Below are 21,273 nucleotides of genomic sequence, written 5' to 3'. Positions count from 1 at the left end.
CATTAAGCCGCCGTTAAACATGACAACCTGGTGTTAATCGCCAGCGGCGCAATATTTGCGCCGCGCTGGTGGCATGCCAACTATTCGGGGATGACCTATGTCAGTAGAAAAAATCAATACCGTGATCGTCGGAGCGGGCCAGGCGGGTATCGCCATGAGCGAACATCTGGCGCAGATGCAGATCCCGCACGTGGTGCTGGAGCGCAGCCGCATTGCCGAGCGCTGGCGCTCCGAACGCTGGGACTCGCTGGTGGCCAACGGCCCGGCGTGGCACGACCGCTTTCCTTCGCTGAAGTTTGATAACATTTCGCCGGAGGCGTTTCCGCCGAAAGAGCGCATGGCGCAGTATTTCGAGGATTACGCAAAGATGCTCAACGCGCCGGTGCGCACCGGGGTTGAAGTACAGCAGGTGACGCGGCTGCCCGGACGCAGCGGCTTCCGGGTGGTGACGTCGGTGGGAGAATTCGACGCGGACAATGTGGTGGCTGCCACCGGCCCGTTTCAGAAGCCCGCGTTCCCGGCCATCGTGCCTGAAGGCGCGGTGCCGCAGCAGATCCACTCATCGGCGTATAAGAATCCACAGCAGCTGGCGCCCGGTGCGGTGCTGGTGGTGGGTGCGGGTGCGTCCGGCACCCAGATTGCCGAGGAGCTGCGTCAGGCCGGCCGCGAGGTGTTTCTGTCGGTCGGTGAGCACTACCGCCCGCCACGCGCCTATCGCGACCGTGATTACTGCTGGTGGCTTGGCGCGCTGGGGCTGTGGGACGAAGTGAAAATCAAGCCGAAGAAACAGCACGTGGCCTTTGCCGTCAGCGGCTATGAAGGCGGTAAAACCGTGGATTTCCGCCGGCTGGCCCATATGGGCATTACGCTGGTCGGCATCACCGAGCGCTGGGATAACGGCGTGCTGCGCTTTGCGCCGGGGCTGGCAGAGAATATCGCCGAAGGTGACAGAGCCTATTTCGAGGTGCTGCGCGATGCGGATGCGTACATTGAGCGCAACGGGCTGGATTTACCGGCCGAGCCGCAGGCGTGGGAGCTGTTGCCGGATCCGGACTGCCTGTTAAATCCGCTGATGCAGTTGGACGTGCAGGCGGCGGGCATCAGCACCATTATCTGGGCTACCGGGTTTAAATTTGATTTCAGCTGGCTGCAGGTGGATGCGTTTGATGAACAGGGCCTGCCATTCCACAAGCGCGGTATTTCTGCCGAGCGCGGTATTTATTTCCTTGGCCTGCCCAATCTGGTCAACCGGGCGTCGTCGTTTATTTATGGCGTGTGGCACGATGCGAAATATATTGCCGACCACATCGCGCTGCAAAATGCCTATTCGGATTACGTGAAGTCGTAATTATTTTCCAGGTGCGCATGAATGCGCACCCTACGAAGAAAGTTCACCCTTAAATTGTATCATGTAGGGTCGCTATTAATAGCGACCCGCTATAGCGACTGAATCGTATTTATTCTGATTCTGCAGGTGGATGAGGCAATCGGGAAGATGACGTATAGCTTTGATAGAGCGCTTTGATATCAGGATCATCAACCGCACCGTAGTAAATGTCTTCTTTATCTAAACCGTCCAACCCTTTTATGCCACTAATCATTGCCGGCCATTCGCTTCGACTGGCAATATCAACAACGCAGGGGAGTAAATAGTTATCCAGATGGCCTTTAGCGGGTTCACGAATCTCAGCGCTGAGTGCGCTAAGATACGCATCTTTTTTGGTTTTTGCCCATTCAATGGCAAAGCCAGCACGGTAGGTCATTTCCATAAATAGCAACAGCAACGTTCGACCATTACCATCCAGAAAAGGATGGGCAAAAGCCAGTTGTCCCATAACCTCACCCGGTTTTTTTCTGAACCGCGATGAGTCGCTGGCAAGGCGCAGAGCATAATCAACGGCGAACTGAATCGAGTGGGGCTGCTCAAACATGGTAAAATGAGCATCTTCTGGCATGCCTTTAAAAACAGCAAGATGAGGAACTAACTCGTTGCGATCTTTACCCGCCCAGGGATAAAAGTCAGAAAACAGAATTTTATGAACTGACAAAAAAGTGCTGTAAGTGATTGCAGGTTGAAGTGCCAGGAAATGAAGCGCATCTTCGACGCTCGATTCAAAGGCCAGATGCTCAGCTTTTTTTACCTCATCCGCATCTTTAAGCCCCAACGCGTTTCTCAGGTAGCCAGAAGTAGAAAAATCGCTGAAAGGATCAAACGTCATGCGCTGAAGTTCTGCTTGTGCTCACGTTTTTCCTGCAGATAAGAACCCTGAAGCTTCAGCGTTTCTGCTTTAGTCAGTACACCTTTTCTTTTGAGATTAACCAGCAATTGTTCAACGTAATCCAGTTCTACTCTGTCGCCTGCCAGATGAGTAATCGCAGCAGCCATCAGGCTGACACCGTCACGCTCTGCGGTGATATGGTTAGCCTTCGCTAAATTCTGGATCTGGCTGGCAATACTCAGAGATGCATTTCTGCTCATAATTAATCTCCCGTCAGAAGTTCAATTTTAGCACGCTGCATCGTCAAAGTCAGTGGGAAGAGTCGCTGAACCACAGGGCATCTCTCAGCGGTAACACTGGTGAAGTCTGACATAGCAATCATCAGATTCCAGATAAAAACATGCCGATGGGCGATTGCTCGCGCACCGGCATCGGTTCGATTGACTCAGCGATGGCCTATTACAGCGCCATATCCTGCTTCGCGGACTCTTCGCGCGGTTTGGCCTGCGCAGGTGCCGACTGCTGATCGTCCATGTTAATCACTGGCGGTTTGGTCAGCTGCAGCACGGATGCGGTGTTATCCCATACCTGCTGGGTCAGCGCGGTGTTGCCGTTCAGCTTCTGGCCGAAGCTTGGCACGATAGCGCGGATCTTCTGCTGCCACTCCGGTGACGCGAACTGCTGTGGGAACAGCTTCTGCATCACGTTCAGGGTGATCGGTGCCGCGGTAGATGCACCCGGTGAAGCACCCAGCAGGGCCGCCACGGTTTTCTGCTGGTCGGTCACGATTTCGGTACCCAGCTTCAGCACGCCGCCTTTCTCAGCATCTTTCTTGATGATCTGCACACGCTGGCCGGCCTGAATCAGTTTCCAGTCCTCTTTACGCGCGTTCGGGTAGTACTCTTTCAGCGCGGCAAAGCGGTCGTCATCGTTCAGCATCACCTGACCAATCAGGTATTTCACCAGGTCAAAGTTATCGATGCCCACGTGCGTCATCGGCATGAAGTTGCTGGTGGTGGTAGCGCTCAGCAGATCGAACAGCGAACCGTTTTTCAGGTATTTGGTCGAGAACGTGGCGAACGGCCCAAACAGCACCACTTTTTTACCGTCGAGGTTACGGGCATCGATGTGCGGTACCGACATTGGCGGTGCGCCTACGGAAGCCTGACCATACACTTTCTGCAGGTGACGGCTGGTGATTTCAGGGTTTTCGGTCATCAGGAACGAACCGCCCACCGGGAAACCGCCGTAGTTATCGGCTTCAGGAATACCGGTTTTTTGCAGCAGCTTGATCGCCGCACCGCCCGCGCCGATGAATACGTATTTCGCATCCACTTCACGGTTTGCGCCGCTCTTCACGTCTTTGATGGTGACGTGCCAGGAGTTGTCGCTGTTGCGTTTGAAATCGGTGACTTCAGAGGAAGTTTCCAGCTTGAAGTTCTGATCTTTCTGCAGGCTGCCGATCAGCTGACGGGTAATTTCACCGTAGTTCACATCGGTACCCACCGGCGTCCAGGTGGCGGCCACTTTCTGATTCGGATCGCGACCTTCCATCACCAGCGGTGCCCACTGCTCGATCTGCTTGTGATCGGTAGAGAACTTCATGCCCTGGAACAGGGTGGTTTTCTGCAGCGCCGCATAGCGTTTGGTCAGGTATTCGACATTTTTGTCGCCCCAGACAAAGCTCATGTGCGGGGTGGAGTTGATGAACGAACGCGGATCGTGCAGCACGCCACGCTGTACCTGGCTGGTCAGGAACTGGCGGGTAATCATGAACGATTCATTGATTTCCAGCGCTTTGCTCACATCGATGGAACCGTCTGCACGCTCTGGCGTGTAGTTCAGCTCCATGTTGGCAGAGTGGCCAGTACCGGCGTTATTCCAGCCGTTGGAGGATTCCAGCGCGACGCCGTCGAGACGCTCAACCATCAGTTGTTTCCAGCCCGGTTGCAGCTCCTGCAGCCAGGTACCGAGCGAGGCGCTCATGATACCGCCGCCAATCAGCAGCACGTCGGTTTTTTCTGGTGCGTTCTCAGCGTGAACCGCTGAAGAGACAAGCAGTGCCGTCAGCGAAAGCGCGGACACAAGTTTTTTGGTCTGAGTCATGCCAGTCCTGTTTATTCTTTGCAGATGAACGTTAAAAATTCGGTTGGCAAATTAAAAGATTGTTACGAAAAGATTAACTTGTTTTTAGTTAATTAACTATTGATGGCAATTAATTAACTTTCATAAAAGCGGGGTGGCGAAATAAACGGCAGGAATACAGCAGCAATGCGGGAAAAAGCAACAATATATCCGCTAACGGAGCGCGGTTATTATTTATAACGACGGGCACGACTTAGGTCAAATTAAATCCGCTGCAGCGATGACAAATCATGCACTATCACTGCACGGAGCGTGTTGATGATCTGACGCCGAATGGGTTTACCCTAAGGTCTCTGATGACTTGTTTAACTTTCGCGTGGACATGAGCATGGCGGGCAAAACCCTGTATGAAAAGCTGATCGAACAGCATGTGGTACGTCACCTGGACGATGAGGGGCACGTGCTGCTCTATATCGACCGGTCAATCCTCAATGAATACACCAGCCCGCAGGCGTTTAGCGGTCTGCGCGACCGGTCGCGGCGCGTGCGCCATCCGGCCACCATTCTACTCAACGTCGACCATGTGAACCCGACGCGGCCGATGCGCGATGCGGCGATGACTGACGCAGGCGGCCAGCTGCAGGTCGATTACTTCCGCAAAAATGCGGAGCACTTTGGCATCGAGCTGTTTGACGTGCTCGACCCGCGACAGGGCATTGAACATGTGGTGGCGCACGAGCAGGGGCTGGTGATGCCGGGGATGGTGATTGCCGCCGGCGACAGCCATACCACTACTTATGGGGCGTTTGGCGCGCTGGGGTTTGGCATCGGCACCTCGGAAATCGAGCACCTGCTGGCGACACAGACATTGATTTATCGCACGCTGAAAACCATGCGCGTTGAAGTTACCGGCGAGCTGCCGTTTGGCTGCGCCGCCAAAGACATCGTGCTGGCGTTGATCGAACAGATTGGCGCATCCGGCGCTACGGGATATGCGATTGAGTTTACCGGCAGCGCGATCGATGCGCTGAGCATGGAAGGGCGTATGACGCTGTGTAACATGGCGGTGGAAGCCGGTGCGCGCGGAGCGATTATCGCGCCGGATGACAAGGTCTACGCTTACATTGCCGGCAAACCGCAAATGCCGGTGGGTGAGCTGTGGCAGCAGGCGCTGGCCGAGTGGCGCATGTTGCGCAGCGATGATGATGCGGTATTTGACCGGCAACTGACCATTGATTGCAGCGATCTGGAACCGAAGGTCACCTGGGGCATCAGCCCGGATCAGGCCTGCGCCATTAGCGGCCACGTGCCTAATCCGGCAGACGAACCCGATTTGGTGAAACAGCAGGCGATGAAAAATGCACTGCACTACATGGGGCTGCAGGCCGGCACGCCGCTGGCCGATATTGCCATCACCCACGCGTTTATCGGCTCCTGCACCAATGGGCGCATTGAAGATTTGCGCGCTGCGGCAGCGGTGATTGGTACCCGCAAAATCGCGCCGCACGTGCGCGGCATCATCGTGCCGGGCTCAACCCAGGTTCGGCAGCAGGCGGAGGCGGAAGGGCTGGCGGCGATCTTTATCGACGCCGGCTTCGAGTGGCGTCAGTCGGGCTGTTCGATGTGTCTGGCGATGAACGAGGATGTGCTGGCACCGGGCGATCGCTGCGCATCGGGCACCAATCGTAACTTTGCCGGCCGTCAGGGCGCGGGCGCGCGTACTCACTTAATGAGTCCGGCGATGGTCGCCGCCGCTGCGCTGGCGGGCCATCTGGTTGATGTTCGTCACTATCTGCAATCCGGGGTTTAATATGCAAGCTTTCACTACCATCACCGGCAAGCTGGCACCGCTGCCGGCTGCTAACATCGATACCGACGTGATTATGCCCAAGCAGTTTCTCAAAGGCATTGACCGGCAGGGGCTGGACCGCGGCGTGTTCTTTGACCTGCGCTTTCTGGCCGACGGTGCGCCAAACCCTGATTTCATCCTTAATCAGCCGGGCTGGCAGAACGCGACGTTTTTGCTGGTTGGCGCCAATTTTGGCTGCGGCTCCAGCCGCGAACATGCGGTGTGGGGGCTGAATCAGCTGGGCATCCGCGCGATTATCGGCACCAGCTTCGCCGGCATTTTTGACGACAACTGCCAGCGTAACGGCGTGCTGACGCTGAGCCTGAGCGAGGCGGATTACCAGCGTCTGAGCGCGGTGGCCGCCGATGCGCAGCGCAACACTATCAGCGTGTCGCTGGAGCAGCAAACCATTCAGTTCGCGGATGAAGTGATTCACTTTACGGTGAGTGCCCTGAAGCGCGAGATGCTGATCGGTGGCGGCAGTGCGGTGGACTGGACGCTGCAATATGAAGCGGATATCAGCCAGTTTGAAGCGCAGCACTTTGCGCAGCGTCCGTGGCTGCAGCGCACCAGGGAGCAACCATGAGTGAGATTATCGACCGCGGCCCGTCGCCGTTTATCGCCGGTTTTACCCTGCAGGATGTGACGCTGGATAATGGCGTTACGCTACGCGTGGCCAGCGGCGGCAAAGGCACGCCTTTGCTGATGCTGCACGGCCATCCGCAAAATCATCTGGCCTGGCGTAAAATCGCACCACAGCTGGCGCAGCATTATCAGGTGATCCTGCCGGATTTGCGCGGCTACGGTGACAGCGACAAGCCCGCCAGTGATGCTGAACATCTGCCGTATGCTAAACGCAGCATGGCGCAGGATATCAGCCAGCTGATCGACGCGCTCGGCCTGCAGCGCGTGGCGTTTGTCGGCCACGATCGCGGCGGGCGCGTCGGGCACCGGCTGGCGCTCGATCACCCGGAGAAAGTCAGCTGCTGCGTGTTTGTCGATATCGCACCCACTGCCACCATGTACGCGCTGACCGATCAGGCGTTCGCCACGCGCTATTTCTGGTGGTTCTTCCTGATTCAGCCGCACCCGCTGCCGGAGACCATGATTGGTCACGATCCGGCGTTCTTTTTGCGTAAACACATTGATGGCCAGCTGAAAACGCCGGGTGCGACCGAAGCGGCGATATTCGAAGATTATCTGCGCTGCTATCGGGATCCGGCGATGATCCACGCAGTGTGTGAAGATTATCGCGCCGCCGCCAGCATCGATTTGCAACACGATGCCGCTGACAGCGACCGGCGCATTGCCTGTCCGCTGTTACTGCTGTGGGGCGAAAAGGGCACGGTCGGTCAGCTGTATGATGTGGTGCACACCTGGCAGGACAAGGCGCTGCAGGTGCAGGGCGAGGCGTTACCGTGCGGCCATTCACCGCAGGAAGAGGTGCCAGAGCGGTTTCTGCACTCGCTTCAGCGCTTCCTGGGATCTGTGTTATAACCACGTGGCGTTCACTCACCATGTGCTGTTATGAAAATACTGCTTGCCGGAAAAAGTTATCAGAAGCCGTTACAGGGTTGGCCGTCGATTGAAGATCTGTACGTGTTTATCAGCGTGGCGCGGCATGACGGTTTCGGCCGCGCGGCGATTGAGCTGGGTCAGTCACCGTCTTACATCAGTAAACGCATCGCCATTCTGGAAAAACAGCTGGAGACGCGGCTGTTTTTCCGCACTAACCGCGTGATGCGCCTGACGCCGGAAGGTGAAAAAGCGCTCGAGGGCGCGCTGCAGGTAGTGCAGGAAATGGATGGCTTTCTTAATAATTTCCGTCAGTGGCGCGGCGAGCTGAACGGGGAAATAACCGTCGGCTGCTCGTTTGGTTTCGGTCAGGACTATTTATCGGATGCGGTTTCGGCATTTATTCACCAGCATCCGTCGCTGAATATTAAACTGATGCTAAGCGATCGGGCATTCGACCTGCTACAGAGCGGCACGGATGTGGAAATCTGCGTTGGCGACGATCTCAATCCTTCCTATATTGCCCGTCGGCTGATTGCCAACCGGCGCATTTTATGTGCCGCGCCGGCGTATTTATCCCGCGCCGGTATGCCAGCCTCGCTGGATGCGTTAATTCATCACAGCTGTCTGATCATTAATGAACGCGATAATTCATTTGGAAACTGGGCATTGACCAATGGCGAGCAGCAGGTATTGTGTCGCCTGAACAGCCATTACTCTTCCAATAGCGGCAAGGTGATTCTGCACTGGGCGTTGCAGGGGCATGGTATTGCGCTGCGTTCAGCGTGGGATGTGGCGCCGTATCTGGCGACGGGCGAGCTGGTGGCGGTATTACCGCAGTGGTATCAGGAAGCCAATATCTGGGCGGTGTATACGCAACGCGCCGCAGAATCGCAGCGTATTAAAGTTTTTCTCGATTTTCTCGCCGCCTATTTTAATGAAAAAAGCCTGCCGGAAATGACGGGCAGGCCATAACAGAAAAACGTGTTAATCCGAGCATCAGCCGTAAGCCACCTTGTCATTGATGTGATACAGCGTGGCGGTGGCAGCCATCACGTGCTGGCCGTCGTGGCCCGGCTCATGCGATTCAACGTCGGTAATATGATAACCGACGGCTCCGGCCGCCTGGGCTTTTTTCACGATGGCGTCTGTTAACTCTTCCATTGACGTGGCCCAGCTTACGGAGGTCACACCCGCCGGATGGATTGAGGATAATTCGCGGTGCGTCAAATCGGCGCGAATTAAAACCGGTTTAACATTTTGCGGCGTAAAAATGGAAATCACATCGTTAATTAACGCTTTCATGGTCTTACTCCTCAAAAATAACAACAGAGCCGGAAGTGAATTAACCGATCCTGAGATCGTTGTTTATTGGTTTATACATTCCGGCAAAGCGCACGGTGAATCATCATGCCGGTAGGGTTAATAAACACCTTTTGAGGTTATGCGTTTTAGCTTTAATTGCTAATCAGATGTTAAGAAAAGTTCCGCCACAACTCCGGTAATGTTTCGCTAATATTTTTTCATCTGCTTACATTTGCCATTAAAAAAGTCGCTGCATTGTGTGCAGGTAAATCCGGCCATCCGTGGCCCTGCGGCTTAAAACTCGCGCTGGCCGCCCAGTTCTATCACCCGGTTGGGCGGAATATGAAATTGCTCATGGGCGCGCAGCGCGTTGCGCTGGCAGAAGTGAAAAATCCCGCCGCGCACCCGCGCCAGACCGCGGCGTTTTTTCATCACCAGCGTATCGTGTGCGGTAAAAAATGACGCTTCATTCACCGTGCAGCCAAAACCTTCCAGTCCGCACAGATGCAGAATCTCGGCCATCGACGGCACTTCACGCCAGCCGTAAGCGGCAGTGACCTGCCAGAACGACGGCGATAATTGCGTAATGCTGATGCGCTGCTGGTTATAGACGCGCGGCGTGTCGGTGGTGCGGATATGCAACAGCACCACGCGGCGGTGCAGCACGCGGTTATGCTTGAGGTTGTGCAACAGTGCCTGGGGAATTTCAAACTCCTTGCGCGCGAGGAAGATGGCGGTGCCCTCTACGCGGTTCGGCGGATTGCTCTCCAGCGATTTCACCAGCGCCAGCAACCCATCCTGATCGTTATTCAAGCGGCGAATCAGGCGGTTACGCTCGCTGCTCCAGATCAGCATCAATCCCATCATGGTCAGCGCCAGCAGCACCGGCACCCAGCCGCCGGACAGCAGCTTCATCAGGTTGGCGATGAACAGCGGCACGTCGACCACCAGCATACACAGCAGGAACAACAGCGCCAGCGGCAGCGGCCAGCGCCAGTTACGCAGCGCCACCACGCCCGCCAGACAGGCGGTGATCACCATGGTGCCGGTCACCACGATGCCGTACGCCGAGGACAACGCCGACGACTGACGGAAAGCCAGCACAATCAGCATCACGGCGGTAAACAGCAGCCAGTTGACCACCGGAATGTAAATCTGCCCGGACTCAGTATGCGAGGTAAAAATGATGCGCATCGGCGGTAAAAAGCCCTGGCGAATGGCCTGATGCGTCAGGGTATAGACGCCGGAAATCACCGCCTGCGCCGCGATGACCGTGGCCAGCGTTGACAGTACAATCAGCGGAATCTGCGCCCAGCCGGGAGCCAGATTAAAGAACGGATTGTTCAGCGCCTGCGCATCGGCGATCACCAGCGCGCCCTGGCCGAAGTAATTCAGTATCAGCGCCGGCATGGCAATCACCAGCCAGGCGAGACGAATCGGCGCTTTGCCCAGGTGGCCCATGTCGGCATACAGCGCTTCCGCGCCGGTCACCGCCAGCACCACCATGCCCATCGCCGCGAGCGAGAGCGCTTTGTGGCTTAGCAGGAAGGTCAGCGCATAGGACGGACTGAGCGCGTGCAGCACTTCCGGGTTGAGCAGAATACCGCGTATGCCAAGTGCGCCGATGGCCACAAACCAGACAAACATCACCGGGCCAAACACCCGGCTGACCTTTTCCGTGCCGTGTTTCTGGATAATGAACAGCAGTGCGAGAATGGTGAGCGCCAGCGGCACCACGTATTTTTCCAGCCCGGGCGAGACTACCTGAATGCCTTCAATCGCCGACAGCACCGAGATGGCTGGGGTGATCACGCCATCACCGTAGAAAAATGCGCCACCAATCAGACCGGCCAGCACGATGATATGACCGGCTTTGCGGCCAACGTTGCGGCGTGCCAGCGACATCAGGGTGAGTATGCCGCCTTCGCCGTCGTGGTCGGCGCGCATCACGAAGCAGACATATTTCAGCGTGACGATGAGCGTCAGCGCCCAGAAGATCAGCGACAGAAAGCCCATCACCGCCAGCGCCGACGGCGCGCCGTCCGGCAAAATCGACAGACACTCTTTCAGGGTATACAGCGGGCTGGTACCGATATCACCAAACACGATGCCGGCGGCGGCCAGCATGCCAGCAGGCAGAGACTGTTTCTCTGATTGACTCATACATTTCCTGTTTTTTCAGGGAGAAAGGGCGAGCGCCATCAACCGCACTGGCGTGTCGCAATCACCCACTTTTATGCTGGCGAAGATAGCGTTTCAGCGGCGTAATCGGTAGGGGTTGGCGTTTTTTTGTACGCGATTTTTATACCAATCGGCCAAATTTTTACGCCATTTTTACACCGCTGCGGCTTTTTCAACCTGAAGTGTAGACGATTCAGACAGCAGCAGAAGCGGGCTGGCTGGCAGAAAATGGGATGGGGGAGCGCAGATAGCGAGATGATTAAAAATACAGGAAATAGCGATGCTAAGACTTTGTACCAAAAATTATGTCCGTACCCTCTGACCGCACAATATGTAGCGGCGCGATTTATCGCGCTAAGTTAAACACTTCACAGTTGCCGGAATGCGCAATGAATTGCGCCGCTACGATCCGTGCGGCATTGTATTTCGGCACCACCATCCTGCACACATTGTAGCGGCGCGATTTATCGCGCTGAGTTAAACACTTCACAGTTGCCGGAATGCGCAATGAATTGCGCCGCTACGATCCGTGCGGCATTGTATTTCGGCACCACCATCCTGCACACATTGTAGCGGCGCGATTTATCGCGCTGAGTGAAACACCGCACAACTGCCCGAATGCGCAATAAATTGCGCCGCTACGATGGGTGCGGTAATCCTGTTCCTGCCTGCATCAACAGGCAGGTAATCCTTACCAACCCTTGATAATATCGCCTTTATAAATCTCGTTGGTTTTATCCAGCACCGGCTGGGACTGGAACGCTTCTTTCAGCTTCTGCACGTTCGGGCTGTCTTTATTATCTTCGCGCGCCACAATCGCATTCACGTACGGCGACGCTTTGCCTTCCATAAACATCCCGTCACGCGAGGCGGATAAATTCACCAGCGCGGCAAAGTTATTATTAATGATCGACAGATAAACCTGCGGATCGTCCAGCGTACGCGCCAGCTGTGGCGTATCCACTTCCACAATCTTCAGCTTTTTCGGGTTGTCGGTAATGTCCAGCGTGGTCGGCAGCAGACCGGCTTCAGGTTTCACCTTCAGCAGGCCCTGCGCCTGCAACAGCAGCAGGCTACGCCCCAGAGTGGTCGCTTCGTTAGACACGGTCACGGTAGCGCCATCCGGCAGATCCTGCAGTGATTTAATCTTGCGTGAATAACCGGCAATCGGGAATACGAAGGTATTGGTCACGACGGCAAATTTATATCCGCGCTCTTTGGACTGCATCTCCAGATAAGGCAGGCTCTGGAACGCGTTGGCGTCCACATCTTTATTGAATAGCGCTTCGTTCGGCTGCACGTAATCGTTAAACGCCACCACATCAACATCGAGCTGATATTTATCGTGTGCCACCTGCTTCACGGTCTGCCACAGCGCCTCATCCGGTCCGGTATTGATCGCCACTTTAATTTTGTTGTCGTTGTGGTTGTCACAGGCGCTGAGCAGGGTGACAGAGGCCGCCAGCAGGGCGGTAAGCCATGTTTTTTTCATTGTTTGCAGGTTTCCTTATGTTTGCAGGAAACCGACTATAGTATACGTCCAGACGTCTGTACATCCGTGTGCGGTGCGATCGCCTGGTATTTATCCAGCGCGGCTGTGTAAGCGCTACGGCTGTGGATGTTGCAGACAGGCCAGATAGCGGCGGCCCGACTGCTGCACCGCCTCATCGGCACGCGCGAGAATTTCGCGGCCGGCAAACGCGCCGTACAGGCGCGTAAACGTCACGCCCTGCAACCGCTGCAGCATGGCCGTCACCGTGGCGCCGGCCAGCGGTAACATATTGGGATAGCTCCACATAAACGAAACCGCACTGGCACCGGGCGTTACCTGCAAAATATCGCCGCTCAGCAGCACGCCACCGTCGTGCGCCCAGTGCAGCACCGTGCCGCCGGCAAAGTGGCCGCCGAGACGTAACAGCCGCACGCCCGGCAGCAGATCACAGCTGTCGCCGTGCCAGGGCTGCAGACGGGGCGATGGGCGCATGATCCACTCGCTGTCGCTGGCGTGCAAATACACCGGCGCGTCGAAGGCGTCGGCCCAGTCCTGCATGGTGCTGTAATAGTGGGGATGGGAGATGGCGATGGCGTGCAGGCCGCCGAGCGCACGCAGCAGCGTGACGGTGGCGTCATCCAGATGCGCGATGCAATCCCACAGGATATTGCCGTGCGGCGTTTGCAGCACTAAGGCGCGCTGGTTGATGGCAAAATCCGGTACGGTTTGCAGGCTGAGCAGCCCGGACTCCAGCTGTTGCCACTGGTTTTGATGCGAGGCGCGCAGCGCAGACTGATCGATCCACTGCTGCCCGCCGGGCGGCACAAACTGGCGTTCATCCTGACAAATGCGACACTGCGTAAGGGCAGGTTGCTGCTGCTGATAAGACGTGCCGCAGGCGGTACAAATGGTGATCATGGCTTCTCCTCACAGTCCGGTGAGGATCAGTGTAGGCAAGGTGCGAGGTTAGCGCGCGGTGTCCTGCTGTGGCTGCAGCTGATAAATCCACGCCGTCCGCTGCTGGCCGTCGGACGTAGTGACCTCGACCGGCACCCGGTCGTAACCATCCTCAAACTCATCCAGCATCGGCCAGTGCAGCGCCAGCCGATCCGAGATGAACAGATAACCCGGCACGCGCGCGCCGTGCTCATCCAGTACGATGCCGGGAAAATCGGCCGCCGCGCCCCAGCCGTTGGCATAGTAAGTGCCGGCGACCGTCCCTGCCAGCCACTCACCGCCGATGTTTTCCAGGATATGCGCATTGCACTGGCCCGGCTGCAGCGTGCCGTAAACGAAAAGCGTGTTCATTTTCCCTCGTAAAATCATGCAAAAGCGTTACTTTACCTGCCTGCTGCCGCCCTGTCATCCGCCAGGGAAAGGCCGCGCCGGCAGTGAAATTCTGCGTTACTGGTGGTGCGATGGCTCGTAATGTGAGGACGCGCGCGGCATAAAACGGTTAACGTAGCCGCAGATGTTTACCGCTGCTGCCAGCCAGCTTTCTCTTTTTCGAGGTATCCGCGCTATGTTGAAGGGTTCCAGCCTCTGCCGGGGTGCAATCAGGGAGTATCCGCACTCCGCCCAGTTTGATGGCAAAAAGTTTCGCAATGTCCAGCCGCGTCAGTCGCTGAGCTTTGGCGACTACCGCAAAATGCTGTGGGATTTCCTGTTCAATAAACCGAAAGATACCCAGCCGCCGGCCGCGCTGCCGGTGCAGCCCATCACGGCCGCCGCGCTGGCACAGGCCGCGCCCAACAGCGTCTTTCGCCTCGGCCACTCTTCGCTGTTGCTGAAGCTCAATGGCCAGTTCTGGCTGACCGATCCGGTGTTCGCCGAGCGCGCGTCGCCCTTTAAACGACTGGGACCAAAGCGCTTTCAGCCAGCGCCGATTGCCGTGGCCGATCTGCCGCCGATCGAAGGCATTATTTTGTCGCACGACCATTACGATCATCTCGATTACCACACCATCATGCAGCTGAAAGATCGGGTGAAGCACTTTCTCACGCCGCTCGGCGTCGGCGATTTGCTGATTAAGTGGGGCGTTGCGCCGGAGAAAGTCACCCAGCTCGACTGGTGGCAGGCGCGGGATATCGGCGGCATCCACTTTGTCGCGACGCCGTCGCAGCACTTTTCCGGACGTGGCTTGTTCGACAGCAACAAACGGTTGTGGTGTTCGTGGACGCTGATTTCTGACCAGTTCCGCCTGTTTTTTGGCGGTGACTCCGGTTACTTCGACGGTTTCAAAGCGATTGGCCGGAAATACGGTCCGTTTGATGCGGCGTTTCTGGAAAATGGCGCTTACGATGCGCGCTGGGCCGACATTCATATGCCGCCGCAGGACACGCTGCGCGCGTTTCAGGACCTCAACGCACGCTGGCTGTTTCCGATTCACAACGCGGCTTTTGATTTAGCTTTTCACCGCTGGGACGAGCCGTTTACCCAAATCGTCCAGCTGGCGGCGGAGCATCAGGTTGCACTTTGTCTGCCGATGCTGGGCGAGGGCATTGATCTGTTACAGCCGCAGCCCACCGCGGCCTGGTGGTAAAGCACGCAACCCGATGGCCGTTTGGCTATCGGGTCGAGTAGGTCAGGCCGTGAGTTCGTCGTACAGACTGCGCAGCCGGGTGCGCAGAAACAGAACCGCTTTATGTTTGCGCGACAGCAGCGCCTGCACGCTGTCGCCGCTTTCGGCGGCCAGATCCTGATAGCTGAAGCCGAGCAGCTCGGTCTTTTCAAATACCTCGCGCTGCGCAGCAGGCAGTTCCGCGAGCGCATCGTCCAGCTCTTCCCACAGCAGCGTCTTCAGATACTCATCCTCCGGCGTCTGCGCCACGCCAAACAGCGTTTCGGCAATTTCATCCTCGGGAAAATCCTCGTCTCCGGCGGCGTTAAACAGCGAGAGCTCGCGTTTTTTTCGTGATCGATCGGTGATCTCGTTGCGCGCGGCGCGAAACAGCCAGGCGCTGACGTTCTCCACCGGCTGTTCCACCTGCAGCAGTTTCCAGCTGATCTCCTGCAGGATATCTTCGGCCTCATCGTGCCGCTCGCTGCGGCCGCGAATAAAGGCGCTGAGCTTAGTGCGGCAGGCGGCGAGGGCCGCCAGCAGCCGCGAATCCTGCGCCATGCCGCTTACTCTGCATCCGGGGATTTGGCGGGCGCATCGTCCGCGGGCGGGCGCGGATCGTCACGCTGGCTGCGGCGATCGTGCCAGTCACAGCGTCCGCCATGATGGCCACGGCCGCCAAACCGCTCGCGCCGCTGCTGCATAAAGGCTTCGCGCTGCTCCGGCGTCATCTGCATCCAGCGCTCATGCATGCGGCGACGCGCCATGCCAAACATACCGGGATGGAAGCCCAGCCCGCCGAACAGGATGCGACACAGCACCAGCAGTCCCAGCGCCTGCCAGAAGCCAATACTTTTTACGCCGGTCAGTTCCGGCAGCAGCGCATTCCACAGCGACATCACCAGCAGGCCAAGGGCCGCAAACAGCACCACGCCGAGCAGCAGCGGTTTCGCCATGCGGTGATGACCAAAGCGGTGACCACGTGAATGCTGATGTCTGTCAAAATCTCTCATTGGGGTTCCTCATTACGGTAATAAACAGGGTTGGTGATGAGGTAGACGAATCAGCGACGAAAATATTGCTGAAAAAATGAAAAAAGTGCGCGCTGCGCGTCAGGCCGCTGGCTTGACTTCTTCCCTGCCTGCCAGTAGGTTGACCGATCTCTGTTGTTCTACCGGATTGCGTTATGACTGCCCGTTCCTCTAAAGCCCGCGAAATCATGGCCTGCACCCGCCAGTTGCTCACCGCCGGCGGTTATAAAAGCTTTAGCTATGCCGATATTGCCGCCCAGGTGGATATCCGCAAGGCCAGCATTCACCACCATTTTCCCGGCAAAGCCGATTTGGTGAAAGCGGTGGTGGAGGAATATCGTGCTGAGGCGCAGGCGGGCATGCAGGCGATGGATGAACAGATCAACGATCCGCTGAACGAAGTGAAAGCCTACGTCGATTACTGGGCGCACTGCATTAAAGAGGGGACTTCGCCTTTCTGCATCTGCGCAATGCTGGCGGCGGAAATGCCCACGCTGCCGCCGGATGTCGCCACGGAAGTCAGCGGCCACTTCAGCGATCTCTCCGGCTGGTTAGCGCGCCAGCTGAGTAAAGGCGCCGCCAGCGGCGTTTTCCAGCTCAGCGACAGCGCTGAAAACGAAGCCAAAACGCTGATGGCCAGCGTGCACGGCGCGATGCTGGCGGCGCGGGCATTTAATAACGCCGGGATGTTTGAGCAGATTACTCATCCGCTGCTGCATAAGCTGATCAAAACCGCCTGACGGCGCGCCTCAGTGCGCGCCAGCCTGGGTGGGTGTGGTTTGATTTCGCAACGAAGCTTCCATCCTGTCCACCAGCGTCAGCGCTTCCCGCAAATGCAGCAGGATAATTTCCCGGTCTTCCTGCATTTCCGCCAGCTCTTCCAGCATCTCGCACTGCTCCGTCAGCTGACGGATGCCGGTGACGCGCAGCGATCCGGTGATGCGATGAAACAGGCTGGCGGCAGTCGCGAGATTGCCGCTTTGTACCACGTCAATCGCCTGCGTCAGATCGGTGCGTGCTTCATTAATCACGATGTCGAGAAAATCCGCGATCGCGCCGGGGCTGTTGGGCATATATTTCTCGATTTCGGCAATATCCACCCAGTCAGAAAAATCATCACCGACCGACAGCGCGCTGGCGCTGTGAATCTGGCTCAGAATTGTGGTTAACTGCGCCAGCTTAACCGGCCGGAATACGCACTCGTTCATGCCCGCTTCGAGGCAGCGCTGACGCTCCGACTGCTGCGCGTTGGCGGTAATGCCGATGATATAGGTGTGCTTATCTTCCCGGCGGATGTTGCGCGTCATATCCAGACCGTTCATCACCGGCATATTGCAATCGGTAATGATCACGTCTGGCTTCTGCTGCTGCCACTGCGCCAGGCCTTCTTCACCGTTGTTCGCTTCGCGGAAACTATGACCTAACAGCGTCAGCTGACGCGAAATCAGCAGGCGGTTGGCCGGATGATCGTCAATGATCAGCACATTCAGCGCGACCTGCGGCGCAGCGGGCAACGGTTCCGCGACCGGAGACGGCAGCGGGGTAGCGATATCACGCACGCTGACCGGCACGGCGACGTTGAGCACGGTGCCGACGCCGGGTTCGCTCTCCAGAGAAATGCTGCCGCCCATCAGGCGGGTGATCTCCTGGCAGATAAACAGGCCCAGCCCGGTGCCGGCGTTATCCGACAGGCCGGCCTGTTCGAACGGGCGGAAAAGCGCATTTTGCGCTGCTTTATCGATGCCGCGTCCGGTATCGGCCACCTGGATCCGCAGCTCGGTATGGCTCTCCAGCGGCGTCAGACCCACCGTAACCTTCACTTCACCCTGATCGGTGAACTTGACGGCGTTACCCACCAGGTTAGACAGCACCTGGCGTACGCGACTGGCATCGCAAAACAGATCGTCATCGCCGACCGGCAGCATCAGGTTCAGGTTGATGCCTTTTTGCCGCGCCAGGCCGTCGAAGGCACAGATCACCGGACGCACCAGCGCATGCAGGCTGACCCACTGCGGCTGCAGCGTCATGCGTCCCGACTCAATTTTCGCCATATCGAGAATGTCGCCGACGATATCCATCAGGCTGACCGCCGCTTCGTGCGCCACGCGAATCAGTTCGGTATCGGCGCGGCCTTCCTGCGTCTGCAGTTCCAGCAGGCCAATCACCGCACTGAGCGGCGTGCGAATTTCATGGCTCATGGTGGCGAGGAAGTCGCTTTTGCTCTGGCTGGCCAGCTCGGTGGCTTCGCGCGCCAGCGAAAGATCTTCCAGCAATTGCAGGTAGTCGGTGACGTCCTGCCAGCCGCAAATCAGCCCGCCGCTGCCGACTTCATCGCCGGTGTACGAGGTCATCCAGTGACGGATATGGCGCTTCTGCCGCCCGTCATCAATAACAAATTCCGCCTCTTCCGGAATGTCGCCGGGCTGGATGTTTTTGTCGATCTGCTGCCACACGTGATAGAGCGGATGGCGACAGTCATACAGCGAATAGCCCAGATGGGTTTGTTCTTCCGGGGTGAAAAACTGGGTAAACGCCGGATTGGTGTGCACGATCATCCCATCCAGCGAGGCCACATAAAACGGCCGCGGCGGACCATTGATCAGGCGATCGCGCAGCTGAATTTCCTGGCGCAGCAGCGCTTTGGTGCGGCGCGTCCGTTTAACCTGCCGCATCAGCAGCACCGCCCAGACAAAGGTGACGGCGATGATGGTGGCTGCGCCCAGCGCGCCGACATAAAACTCTTTGCGGTACAGCTTCCAGGTGTCGAAATGCGCGGCGGGCGTGGCCTGCCAGTGGGTTAATACATCGGTCATCATGCCAGCCGGAATGGCGGCCAGCGCTTTGTTCATGATGTCCTGCAGTTCCGGCTCGCTGCGGCTGACGCCAAAGGCGATAGCCGCTTCCTGCGCCGGTTTCAGCTCAGTTAAGCGCAGTTTGCCGGGATACAGACCTTCAGAGAGATAGCGCGCGCCCACTAGCGTATTAATGGTGGCGTCGGTTTGCCCATCCGCCACCCACTGCATCGCCAGGCTGGGATTGCCAACATAATCGACTGACACATCAGGATATTTTTTCAGGAACCAGTGGGAGGCATCCTGCTCGCGCACCAGCGCGGCGCGCTTTGGCGGCGCATCCTGCGCGGCGGTGTTGGTCACCAGCACTTCCGGCGTGAACATAAATGGTGTGGTCATCAAAAAGTCACGGCTGCGCTGCTGGCTCCAGATCAGCGGTGCGGCAATCGTGACATCGCCGCGTTTCATCCGCGCGGTCAGATCGCGACTGTCGCTGATCTCAACAAAGTTGAAGCTTAGCCCGGTGCGCATTTCAATCAGGTTGAGCAACTCCGGCACGATGCCGGTGATTTCGCCTTGCGCGTTTTTGATAAAGAACGGTGCCACCAGGTCCGTGACCGCCATGTTGATTTGGTTATGCGTCTGCAGCCAGGCCTGCTCGGTGGGCGTCAGCGCCAGCGGCGTGGTGACAAAGCGCGTGATGTTGGCGATATCCCAGCGTGCGGCAATGATCTCACCGGCCGCGTGGCGCTGCAGGGCGTCAAACGCAATGCGCATCGCCCGCGCCAGCACGTGTTCTTTACTGTTGACCACAAAGCGATACGGCGAACTGAGATCGGGCAGAATGTGATCAATGGTTAGCGTATTCAGATAGTTGCGTTCAATCAGGTAATAGGCTTCCACCGCCGGCACATCGGCATAGGGCAGGGTGCCCATCGCGACCTGCGGCAGCTGGCTGTAGGGGGAGGTTATCGCCGGACCAGGTAAAAACTCCTGACCGGCCAGTGGGTTACTGCTGCTGCGCACCACCCGCACCGGGCTGGCTTTCAGCGCGGTTACGCTGATAGTGTCGTTAACATGCGCCGGAACCGCCTCACCGGCCGGCACAAATATCATATCCAGCTCTTCGCGCGCCAGCGCGGCAAAGGCTTCGGGCGCGGTGTCGTAATGTTTGACGCGAAAACTGATACCCAGGCTGTGCAGCGCAGCGTAAGCCGCATCGGGAATGTAGCCAAACACTCTGCCCTCAGGATTGGTGCGCAGCATCGGTGGCCGATCCGGCCCGTAGATGCCAATCACGCTGTCGCGCTTTTGCCCCAGCCAGTGCCAGTCGGCGTCATTGAGCATCGGCGCGGGCATCGCCGGCAAATCGTTGGGCTGATAGTTAAGCTGCTGCACCGCCGCGCGCAGTGGGGCGACCAGCAGCAGCGCGCAGCACAGCGCGCACAGGAAAAAAAGTCGCATCAGTTAATCTGGTTCCGGCGGGTGAAATCGAGTAAATCCTTTTGATTTTTCAGCGATAACTTTTCCATCAGTCTGGCTTTATAGGTACTGACCGTTTTATTGCTGAGCTTCATGCGGTTGGCAATTTTGACAATCTCGGTGCCTTCACCGAGGTAGCGCAGCACTTCATATTCGCGATGCGACAGCAGCAGCAATTTGTCGCTGTCCTGCACCAGTTGATCGCCCTCCGCCTGGTGACTCAGGCGCAGCGGGAAAAAACCATAGCCGGACAGCACCGCGTCAACGGCTTGTGCCAGGTCGTTCAGATTGTTCTTTTTACTGATAAAACCATTGGCACCGGCTTTTTTACTCTTATAGGCGTAAAATTCCGCGTTTTTCCCGCTCATCACAATCACCGGAATTAATGAGCCCGCGGTGCGAAGATTCCTGACCGCTTCAATACCATCAATGCCGGGCAGATCTATATCAATAATTGCCGCATCGGCGCCATTCTCTTTGATCAGGCTAAATATATTGTCGCCATCAACAGCCTCTGCTGAAACACGATGCCCGGCATTTTCCAGCACCAGTCTTATCGCCACGCGCACAATGGGATGATCATCAACAATAACAAAGTTAGCCATACGCACTGCCTTTCTCTTAATTAAACTGAGTACGCTCGTTCAAAAGCACACTTATATAATGTCATCTTAATCAACTCAAGATCATTCTGTACATGGGCATTTATTTTTAAATGTAGTCCATAGCTTACAGCTGATTACTGGCTGTCTTATTTACAAC

General features: G+C 57.0%; 19 protein-coding genes. 7 read left to right on the top strand and 12 right to left on the bottom strand.

Annotation, left to right across the window (positions count from 1 at the left end; translation table 11 throughout):
• Positions 1–97 precede the first annotated feature (97 nt).
• Positions 98–1,348, top strand: a complete 1,251-nt coding sequence (locus KOL70_RS19170) for an NAD(P)/FAD-dependent oxidoreductase (protein ID WP_058775056.1) — start codon at positions 98–100, stop codon at positions 1,346–1,348.
• Between the two features lie 109 nt (positions 1,349–1,457).
• Here KOL70_RS19170 and KOL70_RS19165 read toward each other — a convergent pair whose 3' ends face one another.
• From KOL70_RS19165 to mqo, 3 genes are all read right to left on the bottom strand, one after another.
• Complete coding sequence (locus KOL70_RS19165) at positions 1,458–2,219, bottom strand: Fic family protein (RefSeq protein ID WP_215481361.1); 762 nt, start codon at positions 2,217–2,219, stop codon at positions 1,458–1,460.
• Positions 2,216–2,479 carry a hypothetical protein gene (locus KOL70_RS19160; protein ID WP_104187249.1) on the bottom strand — a complete coding sequence of 88 codons (264 nt, stop codon included), beginning with the start codon at positions 2,477–2,479 and terminating at the stop codon, positions 2,216–2,218. Before KOL70_RS19160 ends, KOL70_RS19165 begins: the two co-directional genes overlap by 4 nt.
• 199 nt (positions 2,480–2,678) lie before the next feature.
• Complete coding sequence (mqo, locus tag KOL70_RS19155) at positions 2,679–4,325, bottom strand: malate dehydrogenase (quinone) (protein ID WP_021509488.1); 1,647 nt, start codon at positions 4,323–4,325, stop codon at positions 2,679–2,681.
• A gap of 367 nt (positions 4,326–4,692) precedes the next feature.
• Here mqo and leuC point away from each other — a divergent pair, with 367 nt between their 5' ends.
• From leuC to KOL70_RS19135, 4 genes are read left to right on the top strand one after another with little or no spacing between them, the layout of a single operon-like run.
• On the top strand, positions 4,693–6,114 hold the full coding sequence (leuC, locus tag KOL70_RS19150; protein ID WP_215481427.1) for a 3-isopropylmalate dehydratase large subunit: 1,422 nt from the start codon (positions 4,693–4,695) through the stop codon (positions 6,112–6,114).
• Position 6,115: 1 nt separating this feature from the next.
• Entirely contained in the window at positions 6,116–6,739 is a 624-nt protein-coding gene (gene leuD / locus KOL70_RS19145) for a 3-isopropylmalate dehydratase small subunit (RefSeq protein WP_058775054.1), read from the top strand.
• Positions 6,736–7,650, top strand: a complete 915-nt coding sequence (locus KOL70_RS19140; RefSeq protein ID WP_166719237.1) for an alpha/beta fold hydrolase — start codon at positions 6,736–6,738, stop codon at positions 7,648–7,650. Before leuD ends, KOL70_RS19140 begins: the two co-directional genes overlap by 4 nt.
• 30 nt (positions 7,651–7,680) lie before the next feature.
• Positions 7,681–8,643 carry a LysR family transcriptional regulator gene (locus tag KOL70_RS19135; RefSeq protein WP_215481360.1) on the top strand — a complete coding sequence of 321 codons (963 nt, stop codon included), beginning with the start codon at positions 7,681–7,683 and terminating at the stop codon, positions 8,641–8,643.
• A 24-nt stretch (positions 8,644–8,667) separates the two neighbouring features.
• Here KOL70_RS19135 and KOL70_RS19130 read toward each other — a convergent pair whose 3' ends face one another.
• From KOL70_RS19130 to KOL70_RS19110, 5 genes are all read right to left on the bottom strand, one after another.
• Complete coding sequence (locus tag KOL70_RS19130; protein ID WP_021509483.1) at positions 8,668–8,973, bottom strand: DUF1471 domain-containing protein; 306 nt, start codon at positions 8,971–8,973, stop codon at positions 8,668–8,670.
• Between the two features lie 294 nt (positions 8,974–9,267).
• Positions 9,268–11,136: a low affinity potassium transporter Kup gene (kup, locus tag KOL70_RS19125; protein ID WP_058770127.1), complete on the bottom strand. Its 1,869-nt coding sequence runs from the start codon at positions 11,134–11,136 to the stop codon at positions 9,268–9,270.
• A 709-nt stretch (positions 11,137–11,845) separates the two neighbouring features.
• Positions 11,846–12,646 carry a MetQ/NlpA family ABC transporter substrate-binding protein gene (locus KOL70_RS19120; protein WP_215481359.1) on the bottom strand — a complete coding sequence of 267 codons (801 nt, stop codon included), beginning with the start codon at positions 12,644–12,646 and terminating at the stop codon, positions 11,846–11,848.
• A 114-nt stretch (positions 12,647–12,760) separates the two neighbouring features.
• A complete protein-coding gene (locus KOL70_RS19115; RefSeq protein ID WP_215481358.1) occupies positions 12,761–13,564 on the bottom strand; it encodes an MBL fold metallo-hydrolase in 804 nt (267 codons plus the stop codon).
• 48 nt (positions 13,565–13,612) lie between these two features.
• On the bottom strand, positions 13,613–13,954 hold the full coding sequence (locus tag KOL70_RS19110) for a gamma-glutamylcyclotransferase family protein (RefSeq protein WP_058781439.1): 342 nt from the start codon (positions 13,952–13,954) through the stop codon (positions 13,613–13,615).
• Positions 13,955–14,168: 214 nt separating this feature from the next.
• On the opposite strand from KOL70_RS19110, the gene KOL70_RS19105 reads away from it, so the two are divergent.
• On the top strand, positions 14,169–15,188 hold the full coding sequence (locus KOL70_RS19105; RefSeq protein WP_215481357.1) for an MBL fold metallo-hydrolase: 1,020 nt from the start codon (positions 14,169–14,171) through the stop codon (positions 15,186–15,188).
• A gap of 42 nt (positions 15,189–15,230) precedes the next feature.
• Here the strand turns inward: KOL70_RS19105 and KOL70_RS19100 are convergent, their stop codons facing one another.
• Both KOL70_RS19100 and KOL70_RS19095 read right to left on the bottom strand, forming a co-directional pair.
• Positions 15,231–15,767, bottom strand: a complete 537-nt coding sequence (locus KOL70_RS19100) for an RNA polymerase sigma factor (RefSeq protein ID WP_150360242.1) — start codon at positions 15,765–15,767, stop codon at positions 15,231–15,233.
• Positions 15,768–15,772: 5 nt separating this feature from the next.
• Positions 15,773–16,219 (bottom strand): hypothetical protein, encoded by a 447-nt coding sequence (locus KOL70_RS19095; protein ID WP_058770132.1) that lies wholly within the window; start codon positions 16,217–16,219, stop codon positions 15,773–15,775.
• 173 nt (positions 16,220–16,392) lie between these two features.
• Between KOL70_RS19095 and KOL70_RS19090 the strand changes: the two genes are divergently transcribed.
• On the top strand, positions 16,393–16,977 hold the full coding sequence (locus tag KOL70_RS19090; protein ID WP_021509474.1) for a TetR/AcrR family transcriptional regulator: 585 nt from the start codon (positions 16,393–16,395) through the stop codon (positions 16,975–16,977).
• A gap of 9 nt (positions 16,978–16,986) precedes the next feature.
• Here the strand turns inward: KOL70_RS19090 and KOL70_RS19085 are convergent, their stop codons facing one another.
• Positions 16,987–20,493 carry a response regulator gene (locus KOL70_RS19085; protein ID WP_215481356.1) on the bottom strand — a complete coding sequence of 1,169 codons (3,507 nt, stop codon included), beginning with the start codon at positions 20,491–20,493 and terminating at the stop codon, positions 16,987–16,989.
• Positions 20,493–21,116 (bottom strand): response regulator, encoded by a 624-nt coding sequence (locus KOL70_RS19080; protein WP_021509472.1) that lies wholly within the window; start codon positions 21,114–21,116, stop codon positions 20,493–20,495. The genes KOL70_RS19085 and KOL70_RS19080 overlap by 1 nt, the downstream gene beginning before the upstream one ends.
• Between the last annotated feature and the right edge of the window lie 157 nt (positions 21,117–21,273).

The sequence above is a fragment of the Pantoea sp. B270 genome, from assembly GCF_018726825.1.
GTDB classification, from domain to species: domain Bacteria; phylum Pseudomonadota; class Gammaproteobacteria; order Enterobacterales; family Enterobacteriaceae; genus Pantoea; species Pantoea dispersa.
Note: the sequence above shows the minus strand (reverse complement) of the source record. Positions and strands in the feature narration are given on the sequence as shown.

Bases quoted from the DNA above. Each gene is read 5' to 3' on its own strand.
- KOL70_RS19090 (WP_021509474.1), top strand. From the start codon at position 16,393: ATGACTGCCCGTTCCTCTAAAGCCCGCGAAATCATGGCCTGCACCCGC.
- KOL70_RS19140 (WP_166719237.1), top strand. From the start codon at position 6,736: ATGAGTGAGATTATCGACCGCGGCCCGTCGCCGTTTATCGCCGGTTTT.
- leuD (WP_058775054.1), top strand. From the start codon at position 6,116: ATGCAAGCTTTCACTACCATCACCGGCAAGCTGGCACCGCTGCCGGCT.
- KOL70_RS19120 (WP_215481359.1), bottom strand. From the start codon at position 12,646: ATGAAAAAAACATGGCTTACCGCCCTGCTGGCGGCCTCTGTCACCCTG.
- KOL70_RS19165 (WP_215481361.1), bottom strand. From the start codon at position 2,219: ATGACGTTTGATCCTTTCAGCGATTTTTCTACTTCTGGCTACCTGAGA.
- KOL70_RS19100 (WP_150360242.1), bottom strand. From the start codon at position 15,767: ATGGCGCAGGATTCGCGGCTGCTGGCGGCCCTCGCCGCCTGCCGCACT.
- KOL70_RS19160 (WP_104187249.1), bottom strand. From the start codon at position 2,479: ATGAGCAGAAATGCATCTCTGAGTATTGCCAGCCAGATCCAGAATTTA.
- KOL70_RS19080 (WP_021509472.1), bottom strand. From the start codon at position 21,116: ATGGCTAACTTTGTTATTGTTGATGATCATCCCATTGTGCGCGTGGCG.
- KOL70_RS19085 (WP_215481356.1), bottom strand. From the start codon at position 20,493: ATGCGACTTTTTTTCCTGTGCGCGCTGTGCTGCGCGCTGCTGCTGGTC.
- KOL70_RS19105 (WP_215481357.1), top strand. From the start codon at position 14,169: ATGTTGAAGGGTTCCAGCCTCTGCCGGGGTGCAATCAGGGAGTATCCG.
- mqo (WP_021509488.1), bottom strand. From the start codon at position 4,325: ATGACTCAGACCAAAAAACTTGTGTCCGCGCTTTCGCTGACGGCACTG.
- KOL70_RS19130 (WP_021509483.1), bottom strand. From the start codon at position 8,973: ATGAAAGCGTTAATTAACGATGTGATTTCCATTTTTACGCCGCAAAAT.
- KOL70_RS19110 (WP_058781439.1), bottom strand. From the start codon at position 13,954: ATGAACACGCTTTTCGTTTACGGCACGCTGCAGCCGGGCCAGTGCAAT.
- KOL70_RS19135 (WP_215481360.1), top strand. From the start codon at position 7,681: ATGAAAATACTGCTTGCCGGAAAAAGTTATCAGAAGCCGTTACAGGGT.
- kup (WP_058770127.1), bottom strand. From the start codon at position 11,136: ATGAGTCAATCAGAGAAACAGTCTCTGCCTGCTGGCATGCTGGCCGCC.
- KOL70_RS19095 (WP_058770132.1), bottom strand. From the start codon at position 16,219: ATGAGAGATTTTGACAGACATCAGCATTCACGTGGTCACCGCTTTGGT.
- leuC (WP_215481427.1), top strand. From the start codon at position 4,693: ATGGCGGGCAAAACCCTGTATGAAAAGCTGATCGAACAGCATGTGGTA.
- KOL70_RS19115 (WP_215481358.1), bottom strand. From the start codon at position 13,564: ATGATCACCATTTGTACCGCCTGCGGCACGTCTTATCAGCAGCAGCAA.
- KOL70_RS19170 (WP_058775056.1), top strand. From the start codon at position 98: ATGTCAGTAGAAAAAATCAATACCGTGATCGTCGGAGCGGGCCAGGCG.